Raw genomic sequence first — 24,764 nt, forward strand, 5'->3', positions numbered from 1 at the left:
GACCGATGATAAAAGTGGGCGGATTTATAGTCTTGGCGAGCCTGCTGTGGTTGATGGCTTTGCAGGCACAGGCCGAATATGTCACCGATGAACTCCAACTGGGCCTGCATCATGCGGAAGATACCAGCGATAGGCCATTTCGGACGCTGGTCAGCGGCACTGAGCTCGAAGTGCTGGAACGCAATCGTTTCTACGCAAGAGTTCTCACCAGCGCCGGTGAAGAAGGCTGGGTCAAGGCGGGTTACCTGATCAGCAGCAAACCAGCCGCGGCGCGGGTCATGGAACTGGAAGCGTCGAACGCGAAAGTCAATGCCCGACTGGAACAGGTTTTGGCGCAAACCTCGGATGTCCGCCAGACTATCGCCGACCTCGAGAGCGAACTGGCCGCGGCAACCACGGCAGGGGCCGCCGCAGTGGCGAGAGCAACCGAGCTGGAGGCCGAAAACAACGCTTTCAACGAGCGCATGGTTGATTTTCGTGGCAGCGTACCGGTGCGCTGGGCCTTTCTGGCTGCCGGGCTGATGCTGCTGGTCGGTTTATTTGCGGGCTTTCTGTGGTTCGATCACCGCAGCCGAAAACGCTATGGTGGTTTCAGGGTCTACTAAACCGAGTTGTTCCGTGCGTCGGAAAACCCGCCCAGGGCCCATGTCTCTTTGTTTGCTGGAAACCTCCCGGCCACGGGCCAGAAGCTGTAGTCGTACAGGCAGGCGGCGATCCTAATTGGGATTGATCAGCGGCAGAACGTGGTATTCGAAAGGTATGGACAAAAATAATTGTCTTGACAAATACTTTTGTCGGTTAATAATCAAACCCAGTATATGGACCAGGGTAAGCAGCAATGAGACGGGAATTGATGGTTGTTTCCGATGTCCGGACGATGGCGTTGCTGGCGGACCCGCTGAAGGCGGAAATTCTGCGAGAAATGGATCAGCCCCGGACGACGGCCGACCTGGCCCTGGCGATGGGCATGCCCAGGCAGAAGCTCGGCTACCACGTCAGGAAACTCGAGGGCGCAGGGTTGTTGGCAAACGTGGGGGAGAGCCGGCGGGGCAACTGTGTCGCGAGGAAACTCCAGACGGCGGCCCGGCGGATCATTGTGGTCCAGGCCGACTCGAACGCGGCGACCTTGCAGGATCGATTTACCGTCAGTGGGCTGGTGGAATCGTGCGCCAGGACAATTCGAGAAGTCGGCGTTTTGTCATCGGCAGCCGGGAACGATGGGGAAAAACAGCCAATGCTGACCTTGGACACGGAAATTGCGTTCGATAATGCGCAGGAACAACAAGCATTCGCCCAGGAACTGAACGAATTGATCGCCGCCCTGGTCGACCGCTATGGGTCAACTTCATCCGGCGCTAGGTGTTTCAGACTTGTTGCCGCGAGCTACCCGAAACCGCCCGACGGTTAGCTTGCGGCTACCCGAAGCGCAAACGGCGAATGGTCAGTGAGTGGGTGGCAAATCGAAAGGATTCTTGCGCGCTTTCCTGCGCAGGCCGTTTAGGGTTTGTGAAATCATTGCCTGTTTGATGAGCGCTTGCTCCAGTCGGTATTTGCCCGGGAAATTTACCAGCATCATGCCGATCAGGACGGTCAGTAATCCCTGTCCCGGCAAAACCATCATCAGGATTCCCGCAATAATGAACAACAAACCCAGCAGGTTTTTGACCAGGTTGATAATGCCCATCAACACTGGGTGTCCCCTTTTGCGACCGACAGGCTGGCGTTTTTCGCGGACAAAATAGTCATCCGGCAACTGGAGGACGATCGCTGGCAGCAGGATAACGACCAGGATCAGGCTGAGAAAGGACGCCAGCGCCATCCATGGTAAATACGGTGTGAAAAAGGCGAGCCAGTCGAACATGGCCCGCAGTATATCCGAAGCGCTGCTATCCTCAAGAAAGCTGTCAGCGAGATTGTGGGGTGGTCTGGCCAATCCTGAGCCGGAGGGACGGCCAGACATTTTCGCCAGCGTTGCCGATGCTGACGGAGTGGCGACAGGTTACAAATTGAACTGCAGGCGTGCCGATACTCGTTGCTTGTGAGGCTCGCCACGAAATACGTGTGGTTCGAAGCGCCACTGGGCGACTGCTAGCCGCGTGGTTTTTTCGAAGTAGCCGGCTTTTTTGGCCCCAATGATTTCGATTTCGCTGACTTCACCAGTTGCTGTGACCGTGAACTCGACGTCCACCCAGCCCACTATGTTCCGGCGCAAAGCGCGTTTCGGAAAGTCCGGCTCCACAAAATTCGTCATTTTCATCTTCGTCGCCGGGATTGCAATGCTACCTTGGTGAGCGGCCCAATCCTGTTCCAGTCCGGAACGTGCCGCTGTCAGCTCTTCGCTATCGCCGCCGAGTTGTTCAGCCTGCTGTAAAAAAGACTCGGCAGCGGCATACTCCCGCGCCGCGAGGTCTTGCCACATTTGTTCCAGCAGTTTGTTGGTCAGTGCCAATGACCCGGCACTATATTCTTCGCTGGCCGGATTCAGTTCCCGCATTTCATTCAGAAAAAAGAGCGCGTTGCCTTTCCGCGGCGACAGCAGACGGTTGTCCGCGATGCTGGCTCGAAATTCCTGGTTCAGGGCGTTTACCCGGTCGGCTATTTGCTCCTCACGCCTTTTCAGCGCGGCCAGCGCGGCAGCTTCTTCGCCCATTGCCTGCTGAGCCTTCGAAATACGAGCGCGTGCCTGCCTGATAGAAGATACGCTGGCAACCGGAATTGTTTCGGCCTGTCGCAGCAGGTTCTCGGCAGTACCGAGATTTCCATTATCGGTTTCAGTACGAGCTTCGCTCATGAGCGTCGAATACTTCTGGCCAAGCTGATCTCCAATTTCGGCAATCCCGCCGTAGAGGGAATTGATTACCTTAACGCGGTCAATCAGGTCCAGTGCCCGGCCAATTTCACCGCTCGATATCGCGGCCCGTGCGTGTTCCAGGACACCTCCGAGCACGGCCTTTTCCATCGCTGGGAGTGTTGCCGAACCGCCGGTGGATACTTCGGCCAAGAGACCAAATGCTCGCTCGTATTGGCCGGCGGCGATCGCTCTGCGCGCATTGCTCATGCGCTGTTCCGGTGAGGTGGCGCCGACCAGCGAGTCAAAAAAAGCCAGGCGCGGGTGATCGGGAAGCACATTTCTGATCATGACCAGCGCCTTCGCTGCTCTGGCGGTCCTGTTCTGAAGCAGATCCTGTTCGGTTTGCGCGAGTACTTCGTCGGCTGCAGCCATAATCCCTCGTTGGGCGCCGACATTGTTCGGATCCAGGGTCAGAATCTGATAATAATAATAAATCGCATTGTTATTTTTTGGCTCAAAATATCGTTTCTCTCCCATGGCTGACCTGGCCATATCCAGATGCTGCTCGATCAGCGCGCCCTGGCCCGATGCAAGGTAATCGTCAGGCGCCGCAGTATTATCGCCACCCCAGGGAATGACGAATGCGACCGATACGAGTACGGCTGCCGCACTGCCGACGATCAATGCGGGTTTTTTCCAGGAGCGCCCGGACGGTTTTTCCACGCTGTGGTCGAAGCCGCGCATCTGCATCGCCTGTTTGATGGCGGCTTCTATATAAAGTCTGGTTTGTCCCGGCTGGCATGGTTTGGTGAGTACCCGGAAAATCTTGCCGTCATTCATCAATTGTTTCAGCCTGGGCCTGTCATTAGCGGTGCCGGCAACCACCTGAACCATGCCTGGCGCACGACGGCTCAAGCGTTCGAGCATAGGTGCGGGCTCGCCGCTCAGCAGTTCGGAGTCGGCAATCAATAGAGCGATCTGGTTTAGGTGATCAAACCCGAGGGCCTGTTTCAGATCCTTTGCGTGGAACAGCACATAGCGTTCTTCAACCGCGTCTGTGACCTGGCCCAAAAACTCCTGGTCGCTGGATAGCAGCAGAATCATGATTTCCGGTTGTTTGCCTGCTTTTGCCACTATGTGCTTTGTCCTTTACGGGTTGTCGTCTGCGCCTTCCCCTCGGCGAGGATAAAATCAGCGCAGCAGCAGGGCTTCCGCCTGAGACCCTGCCGGAATATGGAAAATACCTTTCGCTGACCCACAAAATCTTGACCCAGTTAACAAAATGCGGACTTGGGCCCTAAAAACTGGCTTGTTTGGCCTCGAATCAGCCGATCGGCGCTATTTTGCCCAGGTGGAGCGAGCCCGCACTCTGTTGGCGCGATGGTGGCATTGTCCGGGTAATCACCGTCAGGGGCGGGTTTGGAAAAGATGGTGGGCCTGGAAGGACTCGAACCTTCGACCAAAAGATTATGAGTCTTCTGCTCTAACCAACTGAGCTACAGGCCCTTGCGGGATCGTGTTTTCCGCGGAGTTCCGCAAGCCATTAACAGGCCTGCTAGTCTTCGGCTAGAAAACTGCGCAAGCGTTCCGAGCGCGTCGGGTGGCGTAGTTTACGCAGTGCCTTGGCTTCTATCTGACGTATGCGTTCACGCGTGACGTCAAACTGCTTGCCGACTTCTTCGAGTGTGTGATCCGTGTTCATGTCTATACCGAAGCGCATGCGCAGGACTTTGGCTTCCCGCGGTGTCAGGCCTCCGAGGATATCGTAAGTTGCCTCACGGAGCCCTTCCGTCGTTGCCGAATCGACCGGGGAATCCACGGTCGCATCTTCGATGAAATCGCCCAGGTGAGAGTCTTCATCGTCGCCGATGGGCGTTTCCATGGAGATGGGTTCCTTGGCAATTTTCATAACCTTGCGCACTTTGTCTTCGGGCATTTCCATACGGATCGCAAGCTCTTCGGGAGTGGGTTCGCGGCCTATTTCCTGCAGCATCTGGCGGGAAATGCGATTGAGCTTGTTGATGGTTTCAATCATGTGCACCGGGATGCGGATCGTGCGAGCCTGGTCGGCGATCGAACGGGTAATCGCCTGCCGAATCCACCAGGTCGCATAGGTCGAGAACTTGTAACCACGCCGGTATTCGAATTTGTCCACCGCCTTCATCAGCCCGATGTTGCCCTCCTGGATCAGGTCAAGAAACTGCAAACCGCGGTTGGTGTATTTCTTGGCAATGGAAATCACCAGGCGCAGATTGGCCTCGACCATTTCTTTCTTCGCACGGCGGGCCTTGGCCTCACCGATGGACATCTGGCGGTTAATTTCCTTGATTTGCGAAATACCCAGGAAGGTCCTGATCTCCAGTGTGATCAGTTTTTTCTGCGCCCGCAGAATATCTTCTTTGAGCCGGGACAGGCCGGATGAGTGTTTGCGTTTTGCGCGTATATGTTTTTCCACCCACTGTTGGTTGGTCTCGTTGCTCGGGAAACTGGCGATGAAATCCTTGCGCGGCATCCCTGCTTCCGCGACGCAATAATGCATAATCTGGCGTTCCTGTGCGCGAATGTTTGCGATGTGGCCGCGCAGGTTCCATACCAGCGCATCAAAAAACTTCGGCGCAAGTTTCAGCTCCATCATATCCGCGGCGAGGTCTCGCCGAACCGCCATGGTACGGGAATCTTCCGGACCATATTTCCCGATGAATTTCAGGGATCGGGCAAAAAATTTCCTGATTTTTTTCATCCGCGCCTTGACCTCATCGGGGTCCGGGCCGGTGTCAACGGGTTCTTCCTCTTCGCCCCGCAGTTTCATTTCTTCTTTTCTTTTGGCTTCCGCTTGCAGCTCAGCTGCGGTTGCGGGTTCGTTCGAGGCGTTTGGGTCGATGAATCCGGTGAGCATATCCTGCAGACGGCCGCTGCCAGCGGTAATATTGTCGTAAACACCCAGTAACATCCGGTAGGTATCCGGGAACATTGCCAGTGCACCGCGAACCTGGTTCAGGCCTTCCTCGATTCTCTTGGCGATGCGGATTTCGCCTTCGCGCGTCAGCAACTCGACGGTTCCCATCTCACGCATGTACATGCGGACGGGATCTGTGGTTCGGCCAAATTCGCTGTCCACCGTGGCGAGAGCGGCCGCCGCTTCAGCGGCATCGTCTTCGTCGGCCGAAACCGCGCTATCCGACATCAGCAAAGTTTCGGCATCCGGCACCTTCTCGTACACGGTGATACCCATATCGTTGATCATGTTGACAATATCTTCGATATGCTCGGGATCGACGATGTCATTCGGCAAATGATCGTTGACTTCGCCGTAGGTCAGGTAGCCTTGTTCCTTGCCGCGGGCAATCAGTGCCTTCAACTTTGACTGGCGGTCATCGATGCGTGGTGTAACCGCTTCCTGGGTTGCGCTTTTGTTGGTCAAGTCTTTGTTCCTCGTCTTCATTCCGAACTCTCCGGTGGTGGCCGGGTTTCGCACGCAAAGCTAATCGAACAGTATAGCACAAGCGTCAAAATTTCCGGCTCGCAAACCCTGGTTCCGGCCACCGAACAGGGCCCCTTTGACCGCTCATCTGTCGACCACGACTTCCACGGATTGCCGCTTGGCGAGTAAATCCTTTAACTCCTTTTTTTCATCTGCGTTGAGTTCCTTGTGGCGCGCATTGTCCAGCAACGTGTCCAGCCTCATGCCAGCGGATTGCCGGCTCAATATGCTCAGTGCGTCGCGAAATTCGGCGATCGCTTGCTCCTCATCCACCAGTGATTCCGATGCGGCAAGCTTCATCAGGGCCGCAGACTGATCATCATCCCGGTGTCTTTCCAGCAACATCGCGGTCGTGATATTGGGACTATTCAAGGCGTCCTCAAGTAACAGACCCAGGATCCGGCATCCTTCGCCCTCCATCTCCAGCAACCAGCCGGTATCGCCGGCATGAGCTGCCACCGTCGGATAACGAAGCAGGGTTGTCACGGCCTGGCGGACCAGGTCACCGCGGCCGCTGCTGCGGCTACTCCGGGGAGCTCTTTTCGGTCTGCGCCCATCTTCCGCCAACTGCCTGGCCAGCCTATTGCCAGCGCCTGCAAGCTCCGCGATCTCGCCGGCGAGCAATTCCCTGAATGCACCGGGCGGTATTTGCCGCAGCAACGGCCTGGCAAGCTCAGCGAAACGAGCCTTGCCATCCAGTTTGCTCATATCCACCTGCTCACTGAGGTGCCGCATCAGGTATTCCGACAGCGTTTCTGACTGGGCCATATAGCTTGCAAATGTGTCGGCGCCGTTTTCGCGAACCACTGAGTCGGGGTCCTGCCCGTCGGGCAGAAAAAGGAACCTGATCTGGTGGCCCCCGCCGGTCTGAGGCAGCGCATTTTCCAGCGCCCGCCAGGCCGCAGCCCGACCGGCCTTGTCGCCATCGAAACAGAAAACGATTTCCTCTGAAGCCTGAAACAGGCGCCTCAAATGTGCGGCGGTCGTTGCGGTGCCCAGTGTCGCCACCGCATTCGTAATCCCGTGCTGAGCCAGGCCGACGACATCCATATAGCCTTCGACCACAATCAGTCTGGCCAATTCCCGGTTTTGCTGGCGTGCTTCGTACAGACCATACAACTCACGTCCCTTGTGGAAAAGGCTGGTTTCTGGCGAATTCAGGTACTTGGGCTCACCTTTGTCCAGCACCCGGCCGCCAAATCCTATGCAACGACCGCGGCTGTCACGTATGGGAAACATGATCCTGTCGCGGAAACGGTCGTAGACCTTGTTGTGATCTTTTTCGATCACCAGGCCGGCCAGCACCATCCGCTTCCGTGCCTGGCTGTCGGCCCCCAGTTCCCTGAGCAATTCGTCCCAGGCGTCTGCGGCGTACCCGATCCCGAAGCGGGCCGCCGTTTCGCCGCTGAGGCCTCTTTTTTTCAGATAAGCGATCGCGCGATCGTCTTTCTTCAAACGCTCGCAAAAAAATTTCTCCGCGTCGGCGAGCAGCGGGTACAGGTTTTGGTCCTGGCGTGGCGCCGCCGACCCGCCTTCATGCGGTACTTCCATACCCATGGTGGCGGCCAGCGTTTCCACCGCCTCGACAAATTCCAGCCGATCGTATTCCATGAGGAAGCCCAGTGCGGTGCCATGCGCGTTGCAGCCAAAGCAGTGGTAAAACTGCTTGGCCTGGCTCACGGTAAAAGACGGTGTTTTCTCATCGTGAAAGGGACAGCAAGCCTTGTATTCACGACCGGCCTTTTTTAGCTGGATACGGGTACCGATCAGATCGACTATATCGGTCCGGCTGATCAGTTCATCGATGAATGCTTTTGGAATGCGGCCTGCCATCTGAATCCCGAATGGAAAAAACTGCGGTCGCCGTGGTGTCCCGCTCCGGCAACTCCATACTGAATATAGTCAACGACGGCTGAACTCGCTGTTGCGCTTCAGCCGAGACGCGCGCGGACTTGCTGGCTGACTTTCGCCATGTCTGCGCGACCCTGGGCCCGGGCTTTGATTCGCCCCATTACCTGACCCATGTCCTTGATGCCGCTGGCTCCGGTTTCCCGAATGACCTGATCGATCAAGGTGGCGAGTTCCGCTGCGCCGAGCGGCTCCGGAAGATAGGCTTTGAGGATCAGGATTTCCGATTCTTCCTTGGCCGCCAGTTCTTCGCGTTCCGCTTTGCGGTACAGATCGGCCGCCTCGCGGCGCTGTTTGACCAGTTTCTCGGCGACGCCGATAATCTGCACATCGTTCAGTTCGATGCGCTCGTCCACTTCTTTCTGCTGGATCGCCGCCAGCAACATGCGGATCGTCATCAGGCGTTCTTTTTCGCCACCCTTGAGGGCGGTCTTCATATCGTGCTCGATATCCGACCGTAATGGCATGGAGGTCAGTAAAGACGTGTGCGGCGGGAGTTATCTCTGGACAGTCGCTTCATGTGGCGCTTGATTGCCGCGGCTTTCTTGCGCTTGCGTTCCTGGGTCGGCTTCTCATAATACTCGCGCCTGCGGAGCTCGGTGAGAATGCCGGCTTTCTCGCAGGCACGCTTGAAACGCCGCAACGCGGCGTCAAAATACTCGTTCTCTTTAACTCGAACGCTGGGCATCAAAAACACAACCTTTACACTAGTCCGGATTGCCGGGTCAAAAAATCCGGGCCCGGCCCGGATGGAAGACGCGGAATTCTAAACGCGAAAGTGTAGAATTGCAAAGTTTCAATCACCCGAAAAGGCTTTTTTAAGGAAACCTCAATGCGTGTACTGGGTATAGAAACCTCCTGCGACGAAACCGGGGTAGCGGTTTATGATGGCGACCGGGGTCTGGTGGCCAATGCCCTCTATTCGCAGGTCGGTCTGCACGCCCGGTATGGCGGCGTGGTGCCGGAGCTGGCATCCCGTGATCATGTGAGAAAATTGACCCCGATGCTGCGCGAGGTGATCGCGCAGGCGGGTGGCCGGATAGATGGCATTGCCTATACCGCAGGGCCAGGGCTGGTTGGCGCGCTGATGGTCGGCGCCGCGGTCGCCAAGAGCCTGGCTTACGGATGGGAGGTGCCGGCGCTGGGACTGCATCATATGGAAGGTCACCTGCTCGCGGCTATGCTGGAGTCAGAACCCCCGCAATTTCCCTTTGTCTCGTTGTTGGTGTCCGGCGGGCATACGCTTTTGGTCGATGTCCAGGGCCTGGGCGTTTATAGCGTGCTTGGGGAAACGCTCGACGATGCGGCGGGCGAGGCGTTTGACAAGACCGCCAAGCTGCTCGGACTTCCTTATCCCGGAGGGCCCGCACTGGCGAAACTGGCTGGCGAAGGGCGGTCTGGCCGCTTCGATTTGCCCAGGCCGATGATGCATCGTCCGGGGCTGGATTTCAGTTTTTCCGGCCTGAAGACCGCGGCTATGCTGGCTTGGGAAAAGTCCGATCAGAGCGCTGCATCGCGAGCCGATCTGGCCCGTGCGTTTGAAGACGCTGTTATCGATACCCTGGTCGGCAAATCCCTGCGCGCGTTGCAGCAGACGGGCCGCAAGACCCTGGTGGTTGCCGGCGGCGTAGGCGCCAACAGGAAGCTGCGCAAGACGCTGACTGATGCGATTGGCGAGCGGGTACATTTCCCGAGACCCGAACTTTGTACGGACAACGGGTCGATGATCGCCTATGCGGGGTTCCTGAGGATGAAGGCCGGGGAGTCGGATTCGGGTGGGATATGCGTGCGGACACGCTGGCCGCTTGACCAGCTCTCGCCACCATGAAGAATCAGCACGGAGATGCCACAGTGGACAAGGTTTTTCTGCATGACCTGAGGGTCCAGACCACGATCGGGATATTCGACTGGGAGCGTCGCATCAGGCAAACCATCGGTATCGATCTGGAAATGGCCTGCGATGTACGCCAGGCGGCGGCAACCGACGAAATAGGCGATGCGCTGGACTACAAGAAGGTTGCCAAGCGCATAATCGCTTTTGTCGAAGCCGCGGAGTTTCAACTGGTGGAAACGCTGGCCGAGGCAATCGCGAAGATCGTAACCGATGAGTTTTCCGTGCCCTGGGTCCGCGTCGCTGTCAACAAGCAAGGGGCGGTCCGGGGTGCCGTCGGCGTCGGTATTATTATCGAGCGTGGAGAAAATGCCAGTCGCTGAGGCCTTTATCGGCATCGGTAGCAATATCGAACCACGGCGGTTTCTGAGCGCCGGCATCCGTTTGCTGCGCGAGCGATTCGGCCCTCTGGAATTGTCACCGGTCTATCGAAACTCGGCGGTGGGATTCGATGGCGACGATTTTTTTAACCTGGTGGCTGGCTTTTCCAGCGCCCGGGAACCGCTGGACCTGGCGGCCGACCTGCGCATGATCGAAGATCGCTGCCAGCGGGACCGCAACCTTCCCCGCTATGCCCCGAGGACGCTGGATCTCGATTTACTGCTCTATGGGGATGCCATGTTTAGCGTAGCGGGTCTGAAGATTCCGCGGCCGGAAATTCTGCAACGATCTTATATCCTCAAGCCTATGGCTGATCTGCGGCCGGACATGCTGCACCCGGCCGGCAATCTGAGCTTTGCCGAATTGTGGCAACGCTTCGATGCCGCCAGTCATCCACTGCACGAGGTTGCCATGGTGCTGTGAGGCATGCCGTTAAGAAGTCAGGCTACGGCCGCCATCCACGGCAATGACCTGACCCGTGATGTAGCCGGCTCGGGTCGCCAGGAAAACTGCGAGACTGGCAATATCGCCGGCATCGCCGGTTCTGCCCAGCGGTGTCTGCGCCAGAACCGCATCCTTTTGTTCAGCGGTAAGGCCTTGTTCGGGCCACAGAATAGCGCCAGGTGCGATGCCGTTGACTCTGACTTCCGGGGCCAGTTCCAGTGCCAGCGAGCGGGTCAGCATCGACAGGCCGGCCTTGGCGACACAGTAAACTGAATACCCCGCCAGCGGTTTGCCGGCATGAATATCCAGAATGTTGAGGATCAGGCCGCCGGATTTTTTCAGTAAGGGAAGAACCGCCTGGCTGAGGAAAAGCGGAGCGCGGAGATTGCTGCTGATCAGGCGATCCCAGTCGTCCTGGCTGACCGAGCCGAATGGGGTGGCAAAAAAATCGGCTGCGTTGTTGACCAGGACATCCAGCCGTCCGCCATGTTCCCTGACTTTTTTCGCCAGGCCCGCCGCTGCCAGCGGATCCTGCAGATCGGCGTGAATTGCAACGGCGGAGTCCGCGCGGACGGCATTCAGTTCCTTGGTCAGTTGCTGCGCCGGTACCTCGGAATTGCGGTAATGGACAAATACGCGGGCGCCCGCGCGATGGCATTCACGAACTATAGCTGCGCCGATTCGCCTGGCGCCGCCGGTAACCAGTACCGTTTTTTTCTCCAGCCCCGCCGGGGTTTTCTTATTCATTCATTTTGGCTTGGTCAAAGGTGCAAAGTTATCACTGCGGAACGATTGCCTGGATGATTACAATACAACTTCCGGTCGTTTGCAGGCTACGCCAGCAAGGCTGGCCCGTCCGACCGCTACAGGATCGTTTTATGAGTGCTGCAAGACTACCGGTTCCAGCGGCGGACGCACAGGCCGTAAGCCAGGCTCTGTGCGCTGCGCTGCGCAAGGAAATCAGGGCTGTCGGCGAGCTGAGCTTTGCCCGCTATATGGAGCTCGCGTTGTATGAACCCGGGCTGGGGTATTACAGCGCGGGCAGCAGAAAATTCGGCGAGGGTGGGGATTTTGTCACCGCGCCAGAGATTTCTCCGCTGTTTTCACGCTGCCTGGCCCGGCAGTGCGCCCAGGTGCTTGCCGCGATCGGCGGCAGCGAGCAGCGAACCATACTCGAACTGGGCGCTGGCAGCGGCACGATGGCTGCCGATATCCTGGCCGAATTGTCAGCCCTGGATTCCCTGCCGGACCGGTACCTTATTCTGGAAGTCAGCGCCGACCTGCGCGATCGTCAACAGGCCAGGCTGGCAGCCGATATGCCCGGGTATTTTCCAAACATCGAGTGGCTGGCGGATTTTCCCGCTACCCCAGTGCATGGCTGCATCATCGCCAATGAAGTGCTCGATGCCCTGCCGGTCGAGCGTTTTGTTATTGCGGACGGGCGGTTGCAACAAGTCATGGTTGGGCTTGAAGATGAGCTTTTTTGCTTGCGCACCCGGGAAATGCCGGCGAATCTGGCCAGCCAGTTGCGCGGTCGTCTGGGTCTGCCGCTCGCGAATTATTCACCCGGTTATACGTCCGAGTTCTGCCCGGCGCTGGGCCCGTGGGTCGCATCGATCGCGGCATGCCTGGCCGAGGGGATGCTGTTGTTTACCGATTACGGCCTCAACCGCGCCGACTACTATCACCCGGATCGTGCTGGCGGAACGCTGATGTGCCACTACCGCCATCGTGCGCATGCCGAGGTTTTTTTCTGGCCGGGGTTGCAGGATATCACCGCCTGGGTCGAGTTTTCCGCAGTGGCCGAAGCCGCTGGCGACAGCGGGCTGGAACTGGCCGGGTTTACGACCCAGGCGCATTGGTTGTTGTCGTTGGGTCTGGACCAACTGGTGGAGCAGTCGTTTGCCGGCGACTGGAAAGATAGGCTGGAATTGGCGCAGCAGGTAAAAACCCTTACCCTGCCCGGGGAAATGGGCGAAGTTTTCAAGGCGATCGCGTTTACCCGCGGGCTGGATATCGCCCTGCTCGGTTTCGCGATGCGCGATTTAAGCGACCGCCTGTGAACAAGGCCGGCAAGAGGTAATTCAAGGAATGGATTTACTGCACAGCTTTTGGCTGGCCCTGGTCCAGGGGCTGAGCGAATTCCTGCCCATATCGAGTTCCGCCCACCTGATCCTGATGCCCCGGTTGCTGGGCTGGCCAGACCAGGGCCTTGCTTTCGACGTTGCCCTTCACCTGGGCACTCTGTGCGCGGTGATCTGGTATTTCCATGACGAACTGGGGCGTATGGCGCGCGCCTGGCTGGCGACGTTTGCCGGCGGGGAATTATCGGCCGATGGCCGCCTGGCGTGGGGTGTTTTGCTCGGCACCATACCGGTCGGGATCGTGGGTTTTGCGGTCGCCGCTTATGCCGACCAGCTTCGCGACCCGATGATTATTGCGGCAGCAACCGCCGGTTTCGGTTTGCTGTTGTTGCTGGCCGATGTCGCAAGCAAGCCTCGCCGGGATGAATACGGCATCGGTTTTCGGGCAATCATGTTGATTGGACTGGCCCAGGCGTTAGCCCTGATTCCAGGTGCGTCCAGGTCGGGGTTAACGATTACCGCCGGGCTGGCGCTTGGCATGACCCGCGAGGCAGCCGCCCGTTTTTCGTTCCTGCTGTCGATTCCGGTTATTGCCTTGGCGGCCGCACTCGAACTGTGGGTGCTGATGAAGCAGCCCGCGGCGGTCGACTGGTCCGTGTTTGCAATTGGGGCCGTGGTCGCTTTTGTCAGTGCTTACCTGACGATCGGCTGGTTCCTGTCGCTGCTCGAACGCATCGGGATGTTGCCTTTTGTCATTTACCGGTTGCTAATGGCCGCCGTTATTGTTGGCGTTTCCTGGCCCGCCGCCGGCCTGTTTTTTTAACGCATCCGCTATGGCCCGGCAACGGGCTGCCGACAGCCGGGCGCCGATTTCCTCTCCCTTCAGGCCATCCAGGTCGAGGGATTCGGCCGCAATTCCGCCACTCAGTTGCGCCATGTTTCTGACCCGGTCGGCCTGGGGATAGTCGCGTTCGGTGTATCCCTTGCGGCCTCTGTAGTCCGCTTCACAGGCAGTCAGGAAATCCTCCAGCCTTTGTGGCCGGCGCCAGGCATCGGTTGCTTCGATCAATTTCAGTAGCGTCGCGGGCCTCAATTCCATGGCTCGATGACAATGCCCGTGCCACTGCGCGACCAGCCGGGCCAGTCCCTGGTATGCATTCGGTATTCGCAGGCGGGCACTCATTTCCAGTATCAGTTCCACGCTACGTTTTTCATGGCCGATGTGTCTTGGCAGCTCGTCCTTCGGCGTCGTGCCTTTGCCAAGGTCGTGGACCAGGACAGCGAAGCGAACGACCGGATCATCGCTTAGCCTGGCCGCAAGCTGCAGCGCCATCATCATATGCACGCCACAATCAATTTCCGGGTGCCATTTTGGATTTTGGGGAACGCCAAACAGCGCTTCCAGTTCGGGGAACAAGACCACCAGCGCACCGCAATCCCGCAGGACCTGGAAAAAAACCTGTGGGCGCGGTTCCTGCAAAGCGGTTTGCGTTTCCTGCCATATCCGCTCTGCCACCAGTGAATCGGCCTCGCCGTCGGCGACCATGCCGCGCATCAGTTCCATGGTCTCTTCAGCGACCGTGAAGCCGGAATCCGCGAAGCGAGCTGCGAAGCGCGCAACCCGCAACAGGCGAACCGGGTCTTCCTTGAATGCAGAAGAAACATGCCGAAGTTTCTTTTTTTCCAGGTCTTCGCGTCCGCCACAGGGATCGATCAATTCTCCCTCGCTATCGACCGCCATCGCATTGATGGTCAGGTCCCTGCGCTGCAAATCCTGCACCAGAGTCACATCGGGTGACGCGTGAACCGCGAATCCCTTGTACCCTGGCGCGGTTTTTTTTTCCGTTCTGGCCAGCGCGTATTCTTCACCGGTTTCGGGGTGAATAAAAACGGGGAAATCCCTGCCGACCTGGCGATACCCGAGGCGAAGCATTTCCTCTGGAGTCGCCGCAGTGACAACCCAGTCTTTTTCCCGGACCGGCAGCCCGAGACAGCGATCACGGACTGCCCCACCGACCAGATATATTTCCATGCGGGAATATTAACCGAATGTCCGCCTGTCGTTCGGCTGCAGTACAATGTCACATGCATCGTTCGGTGCGCGGGACGACACTGGCCAGGGAGAGATATGCGAAAAAGACGGGCCGGAAATTGGTTTTTTAGGTCGCCGGTGCGCCCGCAACGTCTTTTCCCCATGCTCGTGATTTGCCTGGTTCTGGTTGGCATCAACGGTTGCAGCCTGACTTACTACGCGCAGGCTATCGGCGGGCAGATGCGGGTTCTAGGCCAGAGGGAGTCCATCGACAAGTTGCTTCGCGACCCCGATACCGATGCGGAATTGAAGGAACGGCTTCGGCGAGTGCAGGAAATCAGGAATTTTGCCAGCGATACCCTGGGGCTGCCGGAAAATGGCAGCTATCGTTATTACGCAGATTTGCAAAGACCCTTCGCGGTATGGAATGTATTCGCCGCACCCGAGTTTTCGATCGAGCCGGTGGATTCTTGCTTCCTGATTATCGGTTGCGTCGCCTATCGCGGGTACTTCAAGGAGGCCGGCGCGCAGCGTTACGCACGGCGGATGGCGAAAAAAGGCAACGATGTTTACGTTGCCGGGATCACAGCTTACTCAACGCTGGGTCGTTTTAACGACCCCGTTTTCAACACCATGATTTATTGGGACGACTGGCAACTGGCCGGCGTGATTTTTCATGAATTGGCTCATCAGTGGCTGTACGTCAAAAGCGATTCGAAGTTCAGCGAGGCGTTTGCCACGGTTGTCGAGGAATACGCCGTCACCAAATGGCTGCGGTCGCGCCAATCAAGCAATGATATTGCCGACTATAACGACAGACACGTCAGCCGGGCGATTTTCGCCAGGATTACCGGCGCTGCCCGCGCAAGCCTGAAAATTCTGTATGCCGCGGACGACTCGGAGGAGCAAAAACGGCAGGGCAAAAGACGGATATTTTTCGAGTTGAAGGAAGAATTTCATCAGCTCAGCAATGAGCATCCGGACTTTGAGAATTTTGCGGCATTCTTTGATCAGGACCTGAACAACGCACACCTGGTCTCGGTGGCTACGTACTATGACTTACTGCCGGATCTGCGGTGCCTGTTGCACCGGGCCGCTGCGGATCGGCTGGATGTTTTCCTGGCGCTGGCGACCGAGCTGGCTGCGGTCAAGGACAAGGAGTCCCGGCGGCAGCGCTTGCGCGCCCACTGTCAGCGTCCGGCTGTCCGCCGCGCCAAATCGCGCTTGTCCCTGGTCATTGCGGGGCCAAGCCAGCGGGGTATCAGCCTGGAGAAATGATGGGGGCTGAGGCCGGTCCTCGCAAAACCGTCCTCGCTGCACAGGCTGTCAACCTTCAGTGAACGATAGTTATCGCGAGAAAAGGGTTTCCCCGGCCAGTATTCAAACAATGTTGCCTGCAGGCTGGACAAACTGTCCGGCAGGCCGACAACCAGGCGCTTGCATTGCATGGATTTGGCAATGAGCTGCACGATTTCCTGCAGCGAGAAAACCTGCGGTCCGCAAAGTTGCAGCGTCTTGCCGTGCAACGCCCGATCGTCCAGGCACAGCGTGATCACGCTGACCACGTCTTCGACATAAACCGGTGCCATGCGCGCGCGCGGGGCTGCGAGCGGGAACACCGGCAGTATTCGCAGCAAACCGGCGAAGCGATTTGTAAAGGAGTCGCTTGGTCCAAAAATGACCGAAGGCTGCAGTATCGTAGCGGCCAGTTCCCGCCCGGACCGGCGAATAATTTTCTCCGCTTCGCCCTTGCTGCGCAGGTAATGGCTGGCTCCTCGTTCGCCGTCCGCGTTGAGGGCGCTGAGATAGACCAGGTGCGGCACCCGGTTGCGCAGGCAGGACTCCACGACTTTCTTGCTGAGTTCTGTGTGTACCTGCCTGAAGCCACTGCCGTCATGACCTTTTTCATTCAATATCCCGACCAGGTTGATGACCGAGTCGCAGCCTTCGAACAGCGAAACCAGTGTTTCCTCCCGGTGGATATCGCATTGTCTCAGCTCAAGATCCGGGTAGACCAGCAAATCCTTGTGGTCTTCGCGATAGCGGGTTGGTACGCGAAGATGATGACCCTGGTTGGCAAGGCGGGCGAGCAAGCGGTGACCGATAAAGCCGGTTCCACCGAGCACGCAGATGACAGATTTTTTCATATTCCAGTCCACTAACGGCTTTGACCGCCAGGCAAGGCGGATTTCACTGAGTCCTATTGTGCTTTAATCGGCGCATTATCGACAGGATGAAAGTTGGATAAGCAGATTTTTGGCTTGCTCGAAATTTTTGCCAACCTGCCGGGCTGGTGGATCTTCCCGGCCGCCGGATTGGTTGCCGGTATGCTGGCCGGCTGTTTCGGCATCGGCGGCGGTCTCGTGGTCGTGCCCGTGCTGGCCTGGGTGTACGCGGGGATGGAGGTCGCAGAGCCGGTGCAGATGCATTTGGCGATCGGTACATCGCTTGCGACGATCGTGCCGACCTCGCTCGGCTCGATATACGCGCATCATCGGCGCGGCGCTGTTTTGTGGCGGGCTTTCAGGCGTTTGGTGCCGGGCATATTGGCGGGGGGTCTGGCCGGCGCGGCGCTGGCCAACGCGCTGGATTTTCCACAACTTAAATTCTTGTTCAGTTGCCTTTTGTTGCTGATTGCCCTGCATATCGTTATCGGCAGCAAGCCCGTCGGGGACCGGGCAATGCCGGGCCGAACCGGAATGGCTCTTGCGGGGATCGGGATCGGCACGGTTGCGGCTTTGGGCGGTATCGGCGGCGGAGTACTGACCAACCCATATCTGCTCTGGTGCAGCGTTGACATCCGCCGGTCGGTTGCGACGGCCGCTGCCTGCACGTTGCCGGCCGCTCTCGCCGGCAGCGCGGGATTCATCCTGGCGGGCCTCAACGCTGATGGCTTGCCGCAATTTTGCAGCGGCTATGTTTACTGGCCCGCGGTGGCCGGCATCGCGGTGGCCAGCTCGTTCGGTGCGCCGCTGGGAGCGGCGATCGCGCACAACGCCCCAACCCGAGGGCTGCGGCGGGCACTGGCTATCCTGCTGATGATGGTGGGCCTGAAGATGCTGATTTCATGACAGGCCAGTCCGGGTGCCTACTGGATCGGTATCAGAAGACGATTATTTCCCCTCCTGATGGTTAGCAGCAATGCTTCCGCGCCTGCGGACCGTTCGCGGAATCGCTTGAGATTGTCCACGTCGCGACGATTGACTTCCGTAATGATGTCGCCAGGCCGCAGTCCACGTTTTGCGGCAGGACTGTTTGGCTCAACGCTAACTACCCGCACGCCGTCGTGTTTATCTGCCGGGCCGGTGCCGAGCAAACTGGCGCCTTCCAGCCCGTCGTGTACATCGGCGCCGGCCAGGGGAGTGCTTTGCACCTGCTCGCCCAGGCGCGCGAGGACAGTCCTGGTTTTTCCATCGCGCCAGACCCCGATGCGCACCTGCTCTCCAACGGGCTTCATGCCGATGGTATTGCGCAGCTCGGCCGAATCCTTAACGATTTTTCCGTCAATCTCGATAATGACGTCGCCGGGCTCAATTCCGGCCTTGGCGGCGGCCGAATCTTCACTGACCTCAGAGACCAGTGCTCCCAGCGCGTTTTCTTTTGCCATCTCTTTCGCCAGCGCTGGCGTTAGCGAATAGATTTGCACGCCGAGCAGGCCACGACGAACTTCACCGAATTCGATGATCTGCTTCATGACTGCATTGACCATGTTCGACGGAATGGCAAAACCGATGCCAATATTCCCGCCACCACCGGAAATGATGGCGCTGTTGATGCCGACCAGCTCTCCATTGAGGTTGATCAGGGCGCCACCGGAGTTGCCGGGGTTGATCGATGCGTCGGTCTGGATGAAGTCCTCATAACCGTCCGGGTTGATGCCGTGCCTGCCAAGAGCGCTGATGATGCCGGAGGTAACCGTATGCTGCAGGCCGAAGGGGTTGCCGATAGCAACCACAAAGTCACCGACGCGGACGTCGTCCGAATTCGCCAGTGGGATATCCTGCAGGCCATTGCTTTCGACCTTCAGTACCGCGAGGTCTGAAGCGGGATCCTTGCCAACCACGGTTGCCTGCAATACCCGGTCGTCAAACATCGTGACGGTGATTTTATCTGCATGTTCGACCACATGATTGTTGGTAATGATGTAACCGTTTTCCGCGTCTACGATGACGCCGGAACCGGCGCTTTGAAAGCGATGGGGCTGAGACGGAGCGTTGAAAAACCGGCGGAAGAAGGGGTCGTTCTGGAATGGGTTGTTACGTCGGCCCGTGGTTTTCACGATACCTGTGGTCGCAATATTGACCACGGCGGGTGCAGCTTTTTCGATCAGCGGCGCCAGCGTGGGCGTACCATTTTCATCGACGATCGGAAATATGCCCGCGCCGGCCGGCAGGCTGACCAGGATGGATAGTATTGCCGGGACAAGAAATTTTCTGTTGTTTCTCATGCGTGCTCCGATTCTGTCTGGTCCGGCCGTTCACCGGAACCCCGATTATACAACCGCAAACGGCGGACAGGAAAAACGGGTGGAAAGTTCCACCCGATTTCCATGACCTGTATGCAATGCGGCCTTAATCGACCTGGATATCGATCTTTTTTGGCTGGATTTCAGCATGCTTGGGGATGGTTACCTCGAGTACGCCCAGCTTGCTTTTCGCCGTGATTCGATCCGAATCCGCGGTATCGGGCAGACTAAAGCGCCGGTAAAAGCTACCGCTGGCGCGTTCGACGCGCCGGTATGCCTGGTCGTGTTTTTCCGTTTCAGCGTGGCGTACACCGCTTAAGGCCAGGACACCGTTCTCCATGGTGACATCAATGTCTTTCGGGTCGACGCCGGGGATATCCGCACGCAGAACGAACTGCTGGTCTTCTTCCTCGATGTCTACGGCCGGCAACCAGTCGCTGACCGGGGAAGTGGTGTCATCTTCGTCCCGCCATTGCCGGTCCAGGATCCGATCCAGGTCATGGTGGAGCCTGTGCATCAGACCCCACGGTTGATAGCTAATCATGTTCATCGTTGTACCTCCGAGTCATTCAATTTTTTACCTGCCCTTTTTGTATGGTCAGTTGGCGGAATTTCAAGCCCCCGACTGGCTGCGCGGGGATAAACCTGTTAACCAGCTGTGGAAAACATGTCAGAATCCGGTGAACACAATATCTTGTGGTGCAGCAAAACCAGCGCTTTTTTCATACAGACGCCTGTATTTAATAGAGAAATTCATGTTTACTCCATAACTTATTGACACTTATAGAGTTTTCCCCAGATAAAAATACCTTGACAGCTGCCAGACGGCAGCATAATCTCTCTTCCCCGACACTACATATTGTGTTTTCCTGAATTTTTATGGCGATGGCTGAAAAGTCATTCAGGAACAGGGAAATTGGCACGTAGGCCCCTGAAAAATGGGTAAAACGCGCAAAAAATAACAAGCGATGCCAAGCATTGCATGGAAGGGGGCACCAAGCCGGGTTATGAAAACAGCTAGAAAAATCGACCCAAAGGACTTGGGAGAGATTACCTTTCAGGCCGCCTCGCTGGACATCTGGGACACCAAATACCGACTCAAAGCCAAGGACGGAAAAATCATCGACCAAAAACTCGATGATACCTATCTGCGGGTCGCCAATGCGCTGGCCGCAGTTGAAGCACCCGAAAAGCAGGATTACTGGGCCGAGCGGTTTATCTGGGCTCTCCGCAAAGGCGCTATCCCGGCTGGCCGCATTATATCCAACGCAGGCGCTGCCGAGTACAAACCGGCGACTTCGACCATCAACTGCACGGTGTCCGGAACGATTAACGACTCGATGGCGGAAATCCTGGACAAGGTCAAGGAAGCGGGCATGACCTTGAAGGCCGGTTGTGGAATAGGCTACGAATTTTCGACCTTGAGGCCTCGAGGCGCCTATGTATCCGGTGCAGGGGCCTATACATCCGGACCGTTGTCGTTCATGGATATTTACGACAAAATGTGTTTCACGGTGTCGTCGGCGGGCGGACGTCGCGGCGCTCAGATGGGCACCTTCGATGTCGGTCATCCGGACACGCTGGAATTCGTTCGCGCCAAGCGCGAAGCCGGCCGCCTTCGCCAGTTCAATCTTTCCTTGCTGATTACCGATGAATTTATGCGGGCGGTGAAGGAGGATAAGCCCTGGCATCTTGCTTTTCCGGTCAGTCGCCGGGAGGTGGTCAAAGAAAATCTCGATTTGCAGAATGCCGATGAGTATATATGGCGCGAGTGGCCGGGCGAGGGAGATTTTGTCCGCAACGACGAAGGATTGGTGGCCTGTCGCATCTACAAGACCATGCCGGCTCTGCGGATGTGGGATGTCATCATGACTTCCACTTACGATTTCGCCGAGCCGGGGTTCATCCTGATCGACCGGGTCAACGAGCAGAACAACAATTGGTGGGTGGAAAATGTGCGCGCGACCAACCCCTGTGGCGAACAGCCATTGCCGCCGTATGGTTCGTGCCTGCTGGGTTCGATAAACCTTACCCGGTTCGTCAGCGAACCGTTTACCGCTGACGCGAGCTTTGACTGGGTGGAGTTCCGGAAGGTCGTCAGGGTGTTCACTCGCTTGCTCGACAACGTCGTGGAAATCAATGGTTTGCCTTTGGGTAAGCAGCGCGACGAGATCGTCAGCAAGAGACGGCATGGCATGGGCTTCCTGGGTCTGGGTTCTACCCTGACCATGTTGCGCATGATTTACGGCCAGAAGGATTCGATCGTATTTACCGAGAAAGTCGCCAGGGAACTTGCGCTGGCCGGTTGGGAAACGGGGCTGGAGCTCAGTCGTGAAAAAGGCCCGGCGCCAATCATGAACCAGGAGTTCAAAGTCACGGCGGAAATGCTGCGCAAGCGACCGGAGATGAAACGTGACGGCTGGCAGGTCGGCGCGCGGATTGCCGGCAAGGTTTTGCATGCCCGCTATAGTCGCTATATGCAGAAAGTCGCCGAAGTAGCGCCGGATCTCGTCGAAGAGCTGGCGGAAGTGGGTAGCCGGTTTACCCATCACAATTCGATCGCGCCAACCGGGACGATATCGTTATCGCTGGCCAATAACGCCAGCAATGGAATCGAACCCAGCTTTGCACACCACTATTTCCGCAACGTGATCAGGGAAGGCCGCAAGACCAAGGAAAAAGTCGCTGTTTACTCATTCGAATTACTGGCCTATCGGGAGTTGGTGAATGCCAATGCCAGTCCGAACCCGGAAAATGCCGATAACCAGTTGCCGGAATATTTTGTCACCGCCGATGATATCAGTCCGCGACAACATGTCGATATCCAGGCGGCTGCACAGAAATGGATAGATTCTTCCATTTCCAAGACAGCCAATATCCCGACGGACTTTCCCTACGAAGAATTCAAGGACATCTATATCTACGCCTACGAGCAGGGGCTCAAGGGCTGTACTACTTTCCGGTTTAACCCTGAAGCGTTTCAGGGCGTGCTGGTCAAGGAAAAGGACCTGAAAAACACGACCTATGTGTTCACGCTTGAAGATGGAACTGAAATGGAATTAAAAGGCGACGAAGAGATTGAATACGATGGCGAAGTGCACAGCGCGGCCAATCTTTTCGATGCATTGAAAGAAGGCTATTACGGCAAATTTTGACAACGACAGGGAGTCAGCGCTCCTGACCTGGAAGGCGGATCGTTGAACCGCAACCGATTTAACGGTCCCCATCGTTTTTGGCAGCAGCGGGGATCGATGCCTTGACCGGGCAAGAGGGGAAAAGTGGGCGTTTATTTACGAAATTGGAAAAAACGGAAAGAGCAGACAACTTTCGAAATTTGGGCGGGCCGTCAGAACTGGCTTCGTGCTGGACTGATGGTCAAGGACGACCAGGACATACCCGTAACTTCCTGGCTGGAGCGGCATGTGGCTGACGGCTCGCCCAAACCTGAAAACATTAGCGACGGGCCAGGTGCGCAGGTCAGGGAGATTGAAGAATGAAGCCCGTCAAGATCAAGGGGAAAATAGTTGACTATCGGGTTGACAGAGGCGATGCGGCAGGCGCCCGGCAATCAGCCGGCAAAGCGGACCGGGAATCGGAGGCCAAACCCAAAGTTGTGCAGATGCACGAAAAACTGGAACGGCCGGAGATGCTGGAAGGGTCTACTTACAAGCTGAAAAGCCCGGGCATGGATCATGCGATGTACATTACCATCAACGATATCGTGCTCAATTCCGGCACAGAGCATGAAGGCCGCAGACCGTTCGAGATATTTATCAATACAAAAAATCTGGATAATTTCCAGTGGATTGTCGCGATGACGCGGATGATGTCCGCGGTGTTTCGAAAAGGGGGCGATGTCACGTTCCTGGTCGAGGAAATGAAAGCTGTTTTCGATCCACGTGGCGGTTACTGGCTGCCTGGCGGCAGATTCATGCCATCGGTGATCGCGGAACTGGGCTATATCATCGAAAGGCATTTACAGAAAATCGGTTTGCTCGGAAAAATCGGCCTGGACGAGCATCAACGCCGGATGGTCAAAGAAAAACGTGCAGAATTTATCGAGCAAAACAGGCAAACCGACGCGTTTGTCAACACTGACTTTCCCGAGGGCGCTGAATTATGCACCAAGTGCAACACCGCGGCCCTCGTCCGCCTCGATGGGTGCATGACCTGTCTTAATTGCGGGGATTCCAAGTGCGGCTGATGGGCTGCAGGATGCGGCCTGTCTGACTTTAAGCGGCCTTCGGGCCGCTTTTTTTTTGCGAAAAAACAGGGTTTTCCTCCACATACCGGCGCCGGGGCATTTGTTAACATCAGAAGCCCTGATCTATTCATGGGCAACAGATACGAGTTCATGAATAGATCAGGGCTTCCTTAGTCTAAATCAGGAGAGCCAGACGAGACATGAGTAGAAATCAGCCAACGATCGGAACTATTGCGCGCCAGGTTGGCGTCAATGTTGAAACCATCCGTTATTACCAGCGTATCGGGTTGGTCAAAGAGCCGCCAAAAAACGGCGGGTTTCGCTTTTACTCGGATAAAGCGGTCACAAGATTGTTATACATTCGCCGCCTGAAGAAACTGGGGTTTACTTTACGCGAAATAACCAAGCTGCTGGAAGCCGGCGCCAAAAGCTGTAGCGACGTCGGTGCAATACTGGTAAGCAAGCGGTCGGAAGTACTGCAAAAAATAGAGCAGATGCGCGCAGCGGCCGAGGAACTCGAACAGATGGAAATTGTCTGCCGGGAGCCATCATCGATTGGGTCTGGCGCCTGCCCGCTTGTTCCCGAATCTGACTAGTACCGTGGATCGGCTCAGCCAGCAATCTGGGGGTGACAAACCCGGATTTTTGCGCACAGACTGCTAGCCCGGCGCATTGATGAATAATCTGCGCTAGAGTAGTTGTACCAACCAACGACCAGGTGCTGCAGTGGGCCGATTTGTAAGCAAGTCATGCTTGTTCCTGATTCTGTTATGGTCTTGCTCACCCGTCAGTGCCGAGGCTTACCTGACGGTGGACGACTACCGGCAACTTGATGCCAGTCATCAACGGGCCTGGATTGCCGGCGTTGTGGATGGCCTGCTCCTGATGTCGCAAGGCAGGAATTTAAGCGGCCGGCGCTGGTTGCTCGACTGCATCCGCGAACGAACGATGGATCAACTGCACCAGGCGTTTTCGAAATATATCAAGACCAACTCGGACTATTGGCAATATGCGGCAGCAGGCGAGTTCGCAATGGCGATGAACGAATCCTGTCCGAAGACACCTTTCTGGTGATTGTTCGTA

24 protein-coding genes and 1 tRNA gene are annotated in these 24,764 nt (G+C 57.0%); 13 read left to right on the forward strand and 12 right to left on the reverse strand.

The window, feature by feature from the left end:
• The first annotated feature begins 5 nt into the window (after positions 1-5).
• Both IIA05_04915 and IIA05_04920 read left to right on the forward strand, forming a co-directional pair.
• The gene (locus IIA05_04915; protein MCH9026444.1) at positions 6-605 is read left to right on the forward strand and encodes a TIGR04211 family SH3 domain-containing protein; all 600 of its coding nucleotides are present in this window, start codon (positions 6-8) and stop codon (positions 603-605) included.
• Between the two features lie 233 nt (positions 606-838).
• On the forward strand, positions 839-1,408 hold the full coding sequence (locus tag IIA05_04920; GenBank protein ID MCH9026445.1) for a helix-turn-helix transcriptional regulator: 570 nt from the start codon (positions 839-841) through the stop codon (positions 1,406-1,408).
• 33 nt (positions 1,409-1,441) lie between these two features.
• Here IIA05_04920 and IIA05_04925 read toward each other — a convergent pair whose 3' ends face one another.
• From IIA05_04925 to rpsU, 7 genes are all read right to left on the reverse strand, one after another.
• The gene (locus IIA05_04925) at positions 1,442-1,933 is read right to left on the reverse strand and encodes a hypothetical protein (protein MCH9026446.1); all 492 of its coding nucleotides are present in this window, start codon (positions 1,931-1,933) and stop codon (positions 1,442-1,444) included.
• Between the two features lie 66 nt (positions 1,934-1,999).
• Positions 2,000-3,925 carry a TonB family protein gene (locus tag IIA05_04930; protein ID MCH9026447.1) on the reverse strand — a complete coding sequence of 642 codons (1,926 nt, stop codon included), beginning with the start codon at positions 3,923-3,925 and terminating at the stop codon, positions 2,000-2,002.
• Between the two features lie 295 nt (positions 3,926-4,220).
• Positions 4,221-4,297 (reverse strand) — tRNA-Ile (locus tag IIA05_04935).
• Between the two features lie 49 nt (positions 4,298-4,346).
• A complete protein-coding gene (gene rpoD, locus IIA05_04940; protein ID MCH9026448.1) occupies positions 4,347-6,233 on the reverse strand; it encodes an RNA polymerase sigma factor RpoD in 1,887 nt (628 codons plus the stop codon).
• A 123-nt stretch (positions 6,234-6,356) separates the two neighbouring features.
• On the reverse strand, positions 6,357-8,111 hold the full coding sequence (locus IIA05_04945) for a DNA primase (protein MCH9026449.1): 1,755 nt from the start codon (positions 8,109-8,111) through the stop codon (positions 6,357-6,359).
• A gap of 92 nt (positions 8,112-8,203) precedes the next feature.
• Positions 8,204-8,647, reverse strand: a complete 444-nt coding sequence (locus tag IIA05_04950; protein ID MCH9026450.1) for a GatB/YqeY domain-containing protein — start codon at positions 8,645-8,647, stop codon at positions 8,204-8,206.
• A 5-nt stretch (positions 8,648-8,652) separates the two neighbouring features.
• On the reverse strand, positions 8,653-8,868 hold the full coding sequence (gene rpsU / locus IIA05_04955; GenBank protein ID MCH9026451.1) for a 30S ribosomal protein S21: 216 nt from the start codon (positions 8,866-8,868) through the stop codon (positions 8,653-8,655).
• A 144-nt stretch (positions 8,869-9,012) separates the two neighbouring features.
• Between rpsU and tsaD the strand changes: the two genes are divergently transcribed.
• Genes tsaD through folK form a run of 3 tightly spaced genes read left to right on the forward strand, consistent with a single transcriptional unit; the run spans position 9,013 to position 10,875 of the window.
• Positions 9,013-10,008 (forward strand): tRNA (adenosine(37)-N6)-threonylcarbamoyltransferase complex transferase subunit TsaD, encoded by a 996-nt coding sequence (gene tsaD, locus IIA05_04960; protein ID MCH9026452.1) that lies wholly within the window; start codon positions 9,013-9,015, stop codon positions 10,006-10,008.
• A 23-nt stretch (positions 10,009-10,031) separates the two neighbouring features.
• Positions 10,032-10,394 (forward strand): dihydroneopterin aldolase, encoded by a 363-nt coding sequence (gene folB / locus IIA05_04965; GenBank protein MCH9026453.1) that lies wholly within the window; start codon positions 10,032-10,034, stop codon positions 10,392-10,394.
• The gene (gene folK / locus IIA05_04970; GenBank protein ID MCH9026454.1) at positions 10,381-10,875 is read left to right on the forward strand and encodes a 2-amino-4-hydroxy-6-hydroxymethyldihydropteridine diphosphokinase; all 495 of its coding nucleotides are present in this window, start codon (positions 10,381-10,383) and stop codon (positions 10,873-10,875) included. Before folB ends, folK begins: the two co-directional genes overlap by 14 nt.
• A 9-nt stretch (positions 10,876-10,884) precedes the next feature.
• Here folK and IIA05_04975 read toward each other — a convergent pair whose 3' ends face one another.
• Positions 10,885-11,643: a pteridine reductase gene (locus tag IIA05_04975; GenBank protein MCH9026455.1), complete on the reverse strand. Its 759-nt coding sequence runs from the start codon at positions 11,641-11,643 to the stop codon at positions 10,885-10,887.
• A 131-nt stretch (positions 11,644-11,774) separates the two neighbouring features.
• On the opposite strand from IIA05_04975, the gene IIA05_04980 reads away from it, so the two are divergent.
• Positions 11,775-12,959: an SAM-dependent methyltransferase gene (locus IIA05_04980; GenBank protein MCH9026456.1), complete on the forward strand. Its 1,185-nt coding sequence runs from the start codon at positions 11,775-11,777 to the stop codon at positions 12,957-12,959.
• Positions 12,960-12,987: 28 nt separating this feature from the next.
• A complete protein-coding gene (locus IIA05_04985; protein MCH9026457.1) occupies positions 12,988-13,803 on the forward strand; it encodes an undecaprenyl-diphosphate phosphatase in 816 nt (271 codons plus the stop codon).
• On the opposite strand, the gene IIA05_04990 is transcribed toward IIA05_04985, so the two are convergent.
• Positions 13,747-15,012 carry a multifunctional CCA addition/repair protein gene (locus IIA05_04990; protein MCH9026458.1) on the reverse strand — a complete coding sequence of 422 codons (1,266 nt, stop codon included), beginning with the start codon at positions 15,010-15,012 and terminating at the stop codon, positions 13,747-13,749. The genes IIA05_04985 and IIA05_04990 overlap by 57 nt on opposite strands.
• Before the next feature lie 96 nt (positions 15,013-15,108).
• Here IIA05_04990 and IIA05_04995 point away from each other — a divergent pair, with 96 nt between their 5' ends.
• Positions 15,109-16,290: an aminopeptidase gene (locus tag IIA05_04995; GenBank protein MCH9026459.1), complete on the forward strand. Its 1,182-nt coding sequence runs from the start codon at positions 15,109-15,111 to the stop codon at positions 16,288-16,290.
• Here IIA05_04995 and IIA05_05000 read toward each other — a convergent pair.
• On the reverse strand, positions 16,203-17,159 hold the full coding sequence (locus IIA05_05000; GenBank protein MCH9026460.1) for a complex I NDUFA9 subunit family protein: 957 nt from the start codon (positions 17,157-17,159) through the stop codon (positions 16,203-16,205). The two genes, IIA05_04995 and IIA05_05000, sit on opposite strands and share 88 nt — an antisense overlap.
• A 180-nt stretch (positions 17,160-17,339) precedes the next feature.
• Here IIA05_05000 and IIA05_05005 point away from each other — a divergent pair, with 180 nt between their 5' ends.
• The gene (locus tag IIA05_05005) at positions 17,340-18,083 is read left to right on the forward strand and encodes a sulfite exporter TauE/SafE family protein (protein ID MCH9026461.1); all 744 of its coding nucleotides are present in this window, start codon (positions 17,340-17,342) and stop codon (positions 18,081-18,083) included.
• Positions 18,084-18,100: 17 nt separating this feature from the next.
• Here the strand turns inward: IIA05_05005 and IIA05_05010 are convergent, their stop codons facing one another.
• The gene (locus IIA05_05010) at positions 18,101-19,459 is read right to left on the reverse strand and encodes a Do family serine endopeptidase (protein MCH9026462.1); all 1,359 of its coding nucleotides are present in this window, start codon (positions 19,457-19,459) and stop codon (positions 18,101-18,103) included.
• Between the two features lie 124 nt (positions 19,460-19,583).
• Positions 19,584-20,027 carry an Hsp20/alpha crystallin family protein gene (locus IIA05_05015; protein MCH9026463.1) on the reverse strand — a complete coding sequence of 148 codons (444 nt, stop codon included), beginning with the start codon at positions 20,025-20,027 and terminating at the stop codon, positions 19,584-19,586.
• Between the two features lie 457 nt (positions 20,028-20,484).
• Between IIA05_05015 and IIA05_05020 the strand changes: the two genes are divergently transcribed.
• The 4 genes from IIA05_05020 to IIA05_05035 all read left to right on the forward strand — a co-directional run bounded on the left by IIA05_05020 (position 20,485) and on the right by IIA05_05035 (position 24,755).
• Positions 20,485-22,632, forward strand: coding sequence for an adenosylcobalamin-dependent ribonucleoside-diphosphate reductase (locus tag IIA05_05020; protein ID MCH9026464.1), 2,148 nt, complete (start codon positions 20,485-20,487; stop codon positions 22,630-22,632).
• Between the two features lie 338 nt (positions 22,633-22,970).
• Positions 22,971-23,681, forward strand: coding sequence for an NrdJb (locus IIA05_05025; protein MCH9026465.1), 711 nt, complete (start codon positions 22,971-22,973; stop codon positions 23,679-23,681).
• A 200-nt stretch (positions 23,682-23,881) separates the two neighbouring features.
• Entirely contained in the window at positions 23,882-24,277 is a 396-nt protein-coding gene (locus IIA05_05030; protein ID MCH9026466.1) for a MerR family transcriptional regulator, read from the forward strand.
• 130 nt (positions 24,278-24,407) lie between these two features.
• Complete coding sequence (locus IIA05_05035; protein MCH9026467.1) at positions 24,408-24,755, forward strand: hypothetical protein; 348 nt, start codon at positions 24,408-24,410, stop codon at positions 24,753-24,755.
• Positions 24,756-24,764: the final 9 nt, after the last annotated feature.

It is taken from the genome of Pseudomonadota bacterium (assembly GCA_022572885.1).
Taxonomy (GTDB): domain Bacteria; phylum Pseudomonadota; class Gammaproteobacteria; order Steroidobacterales; family MnTg04; genus MnTg04.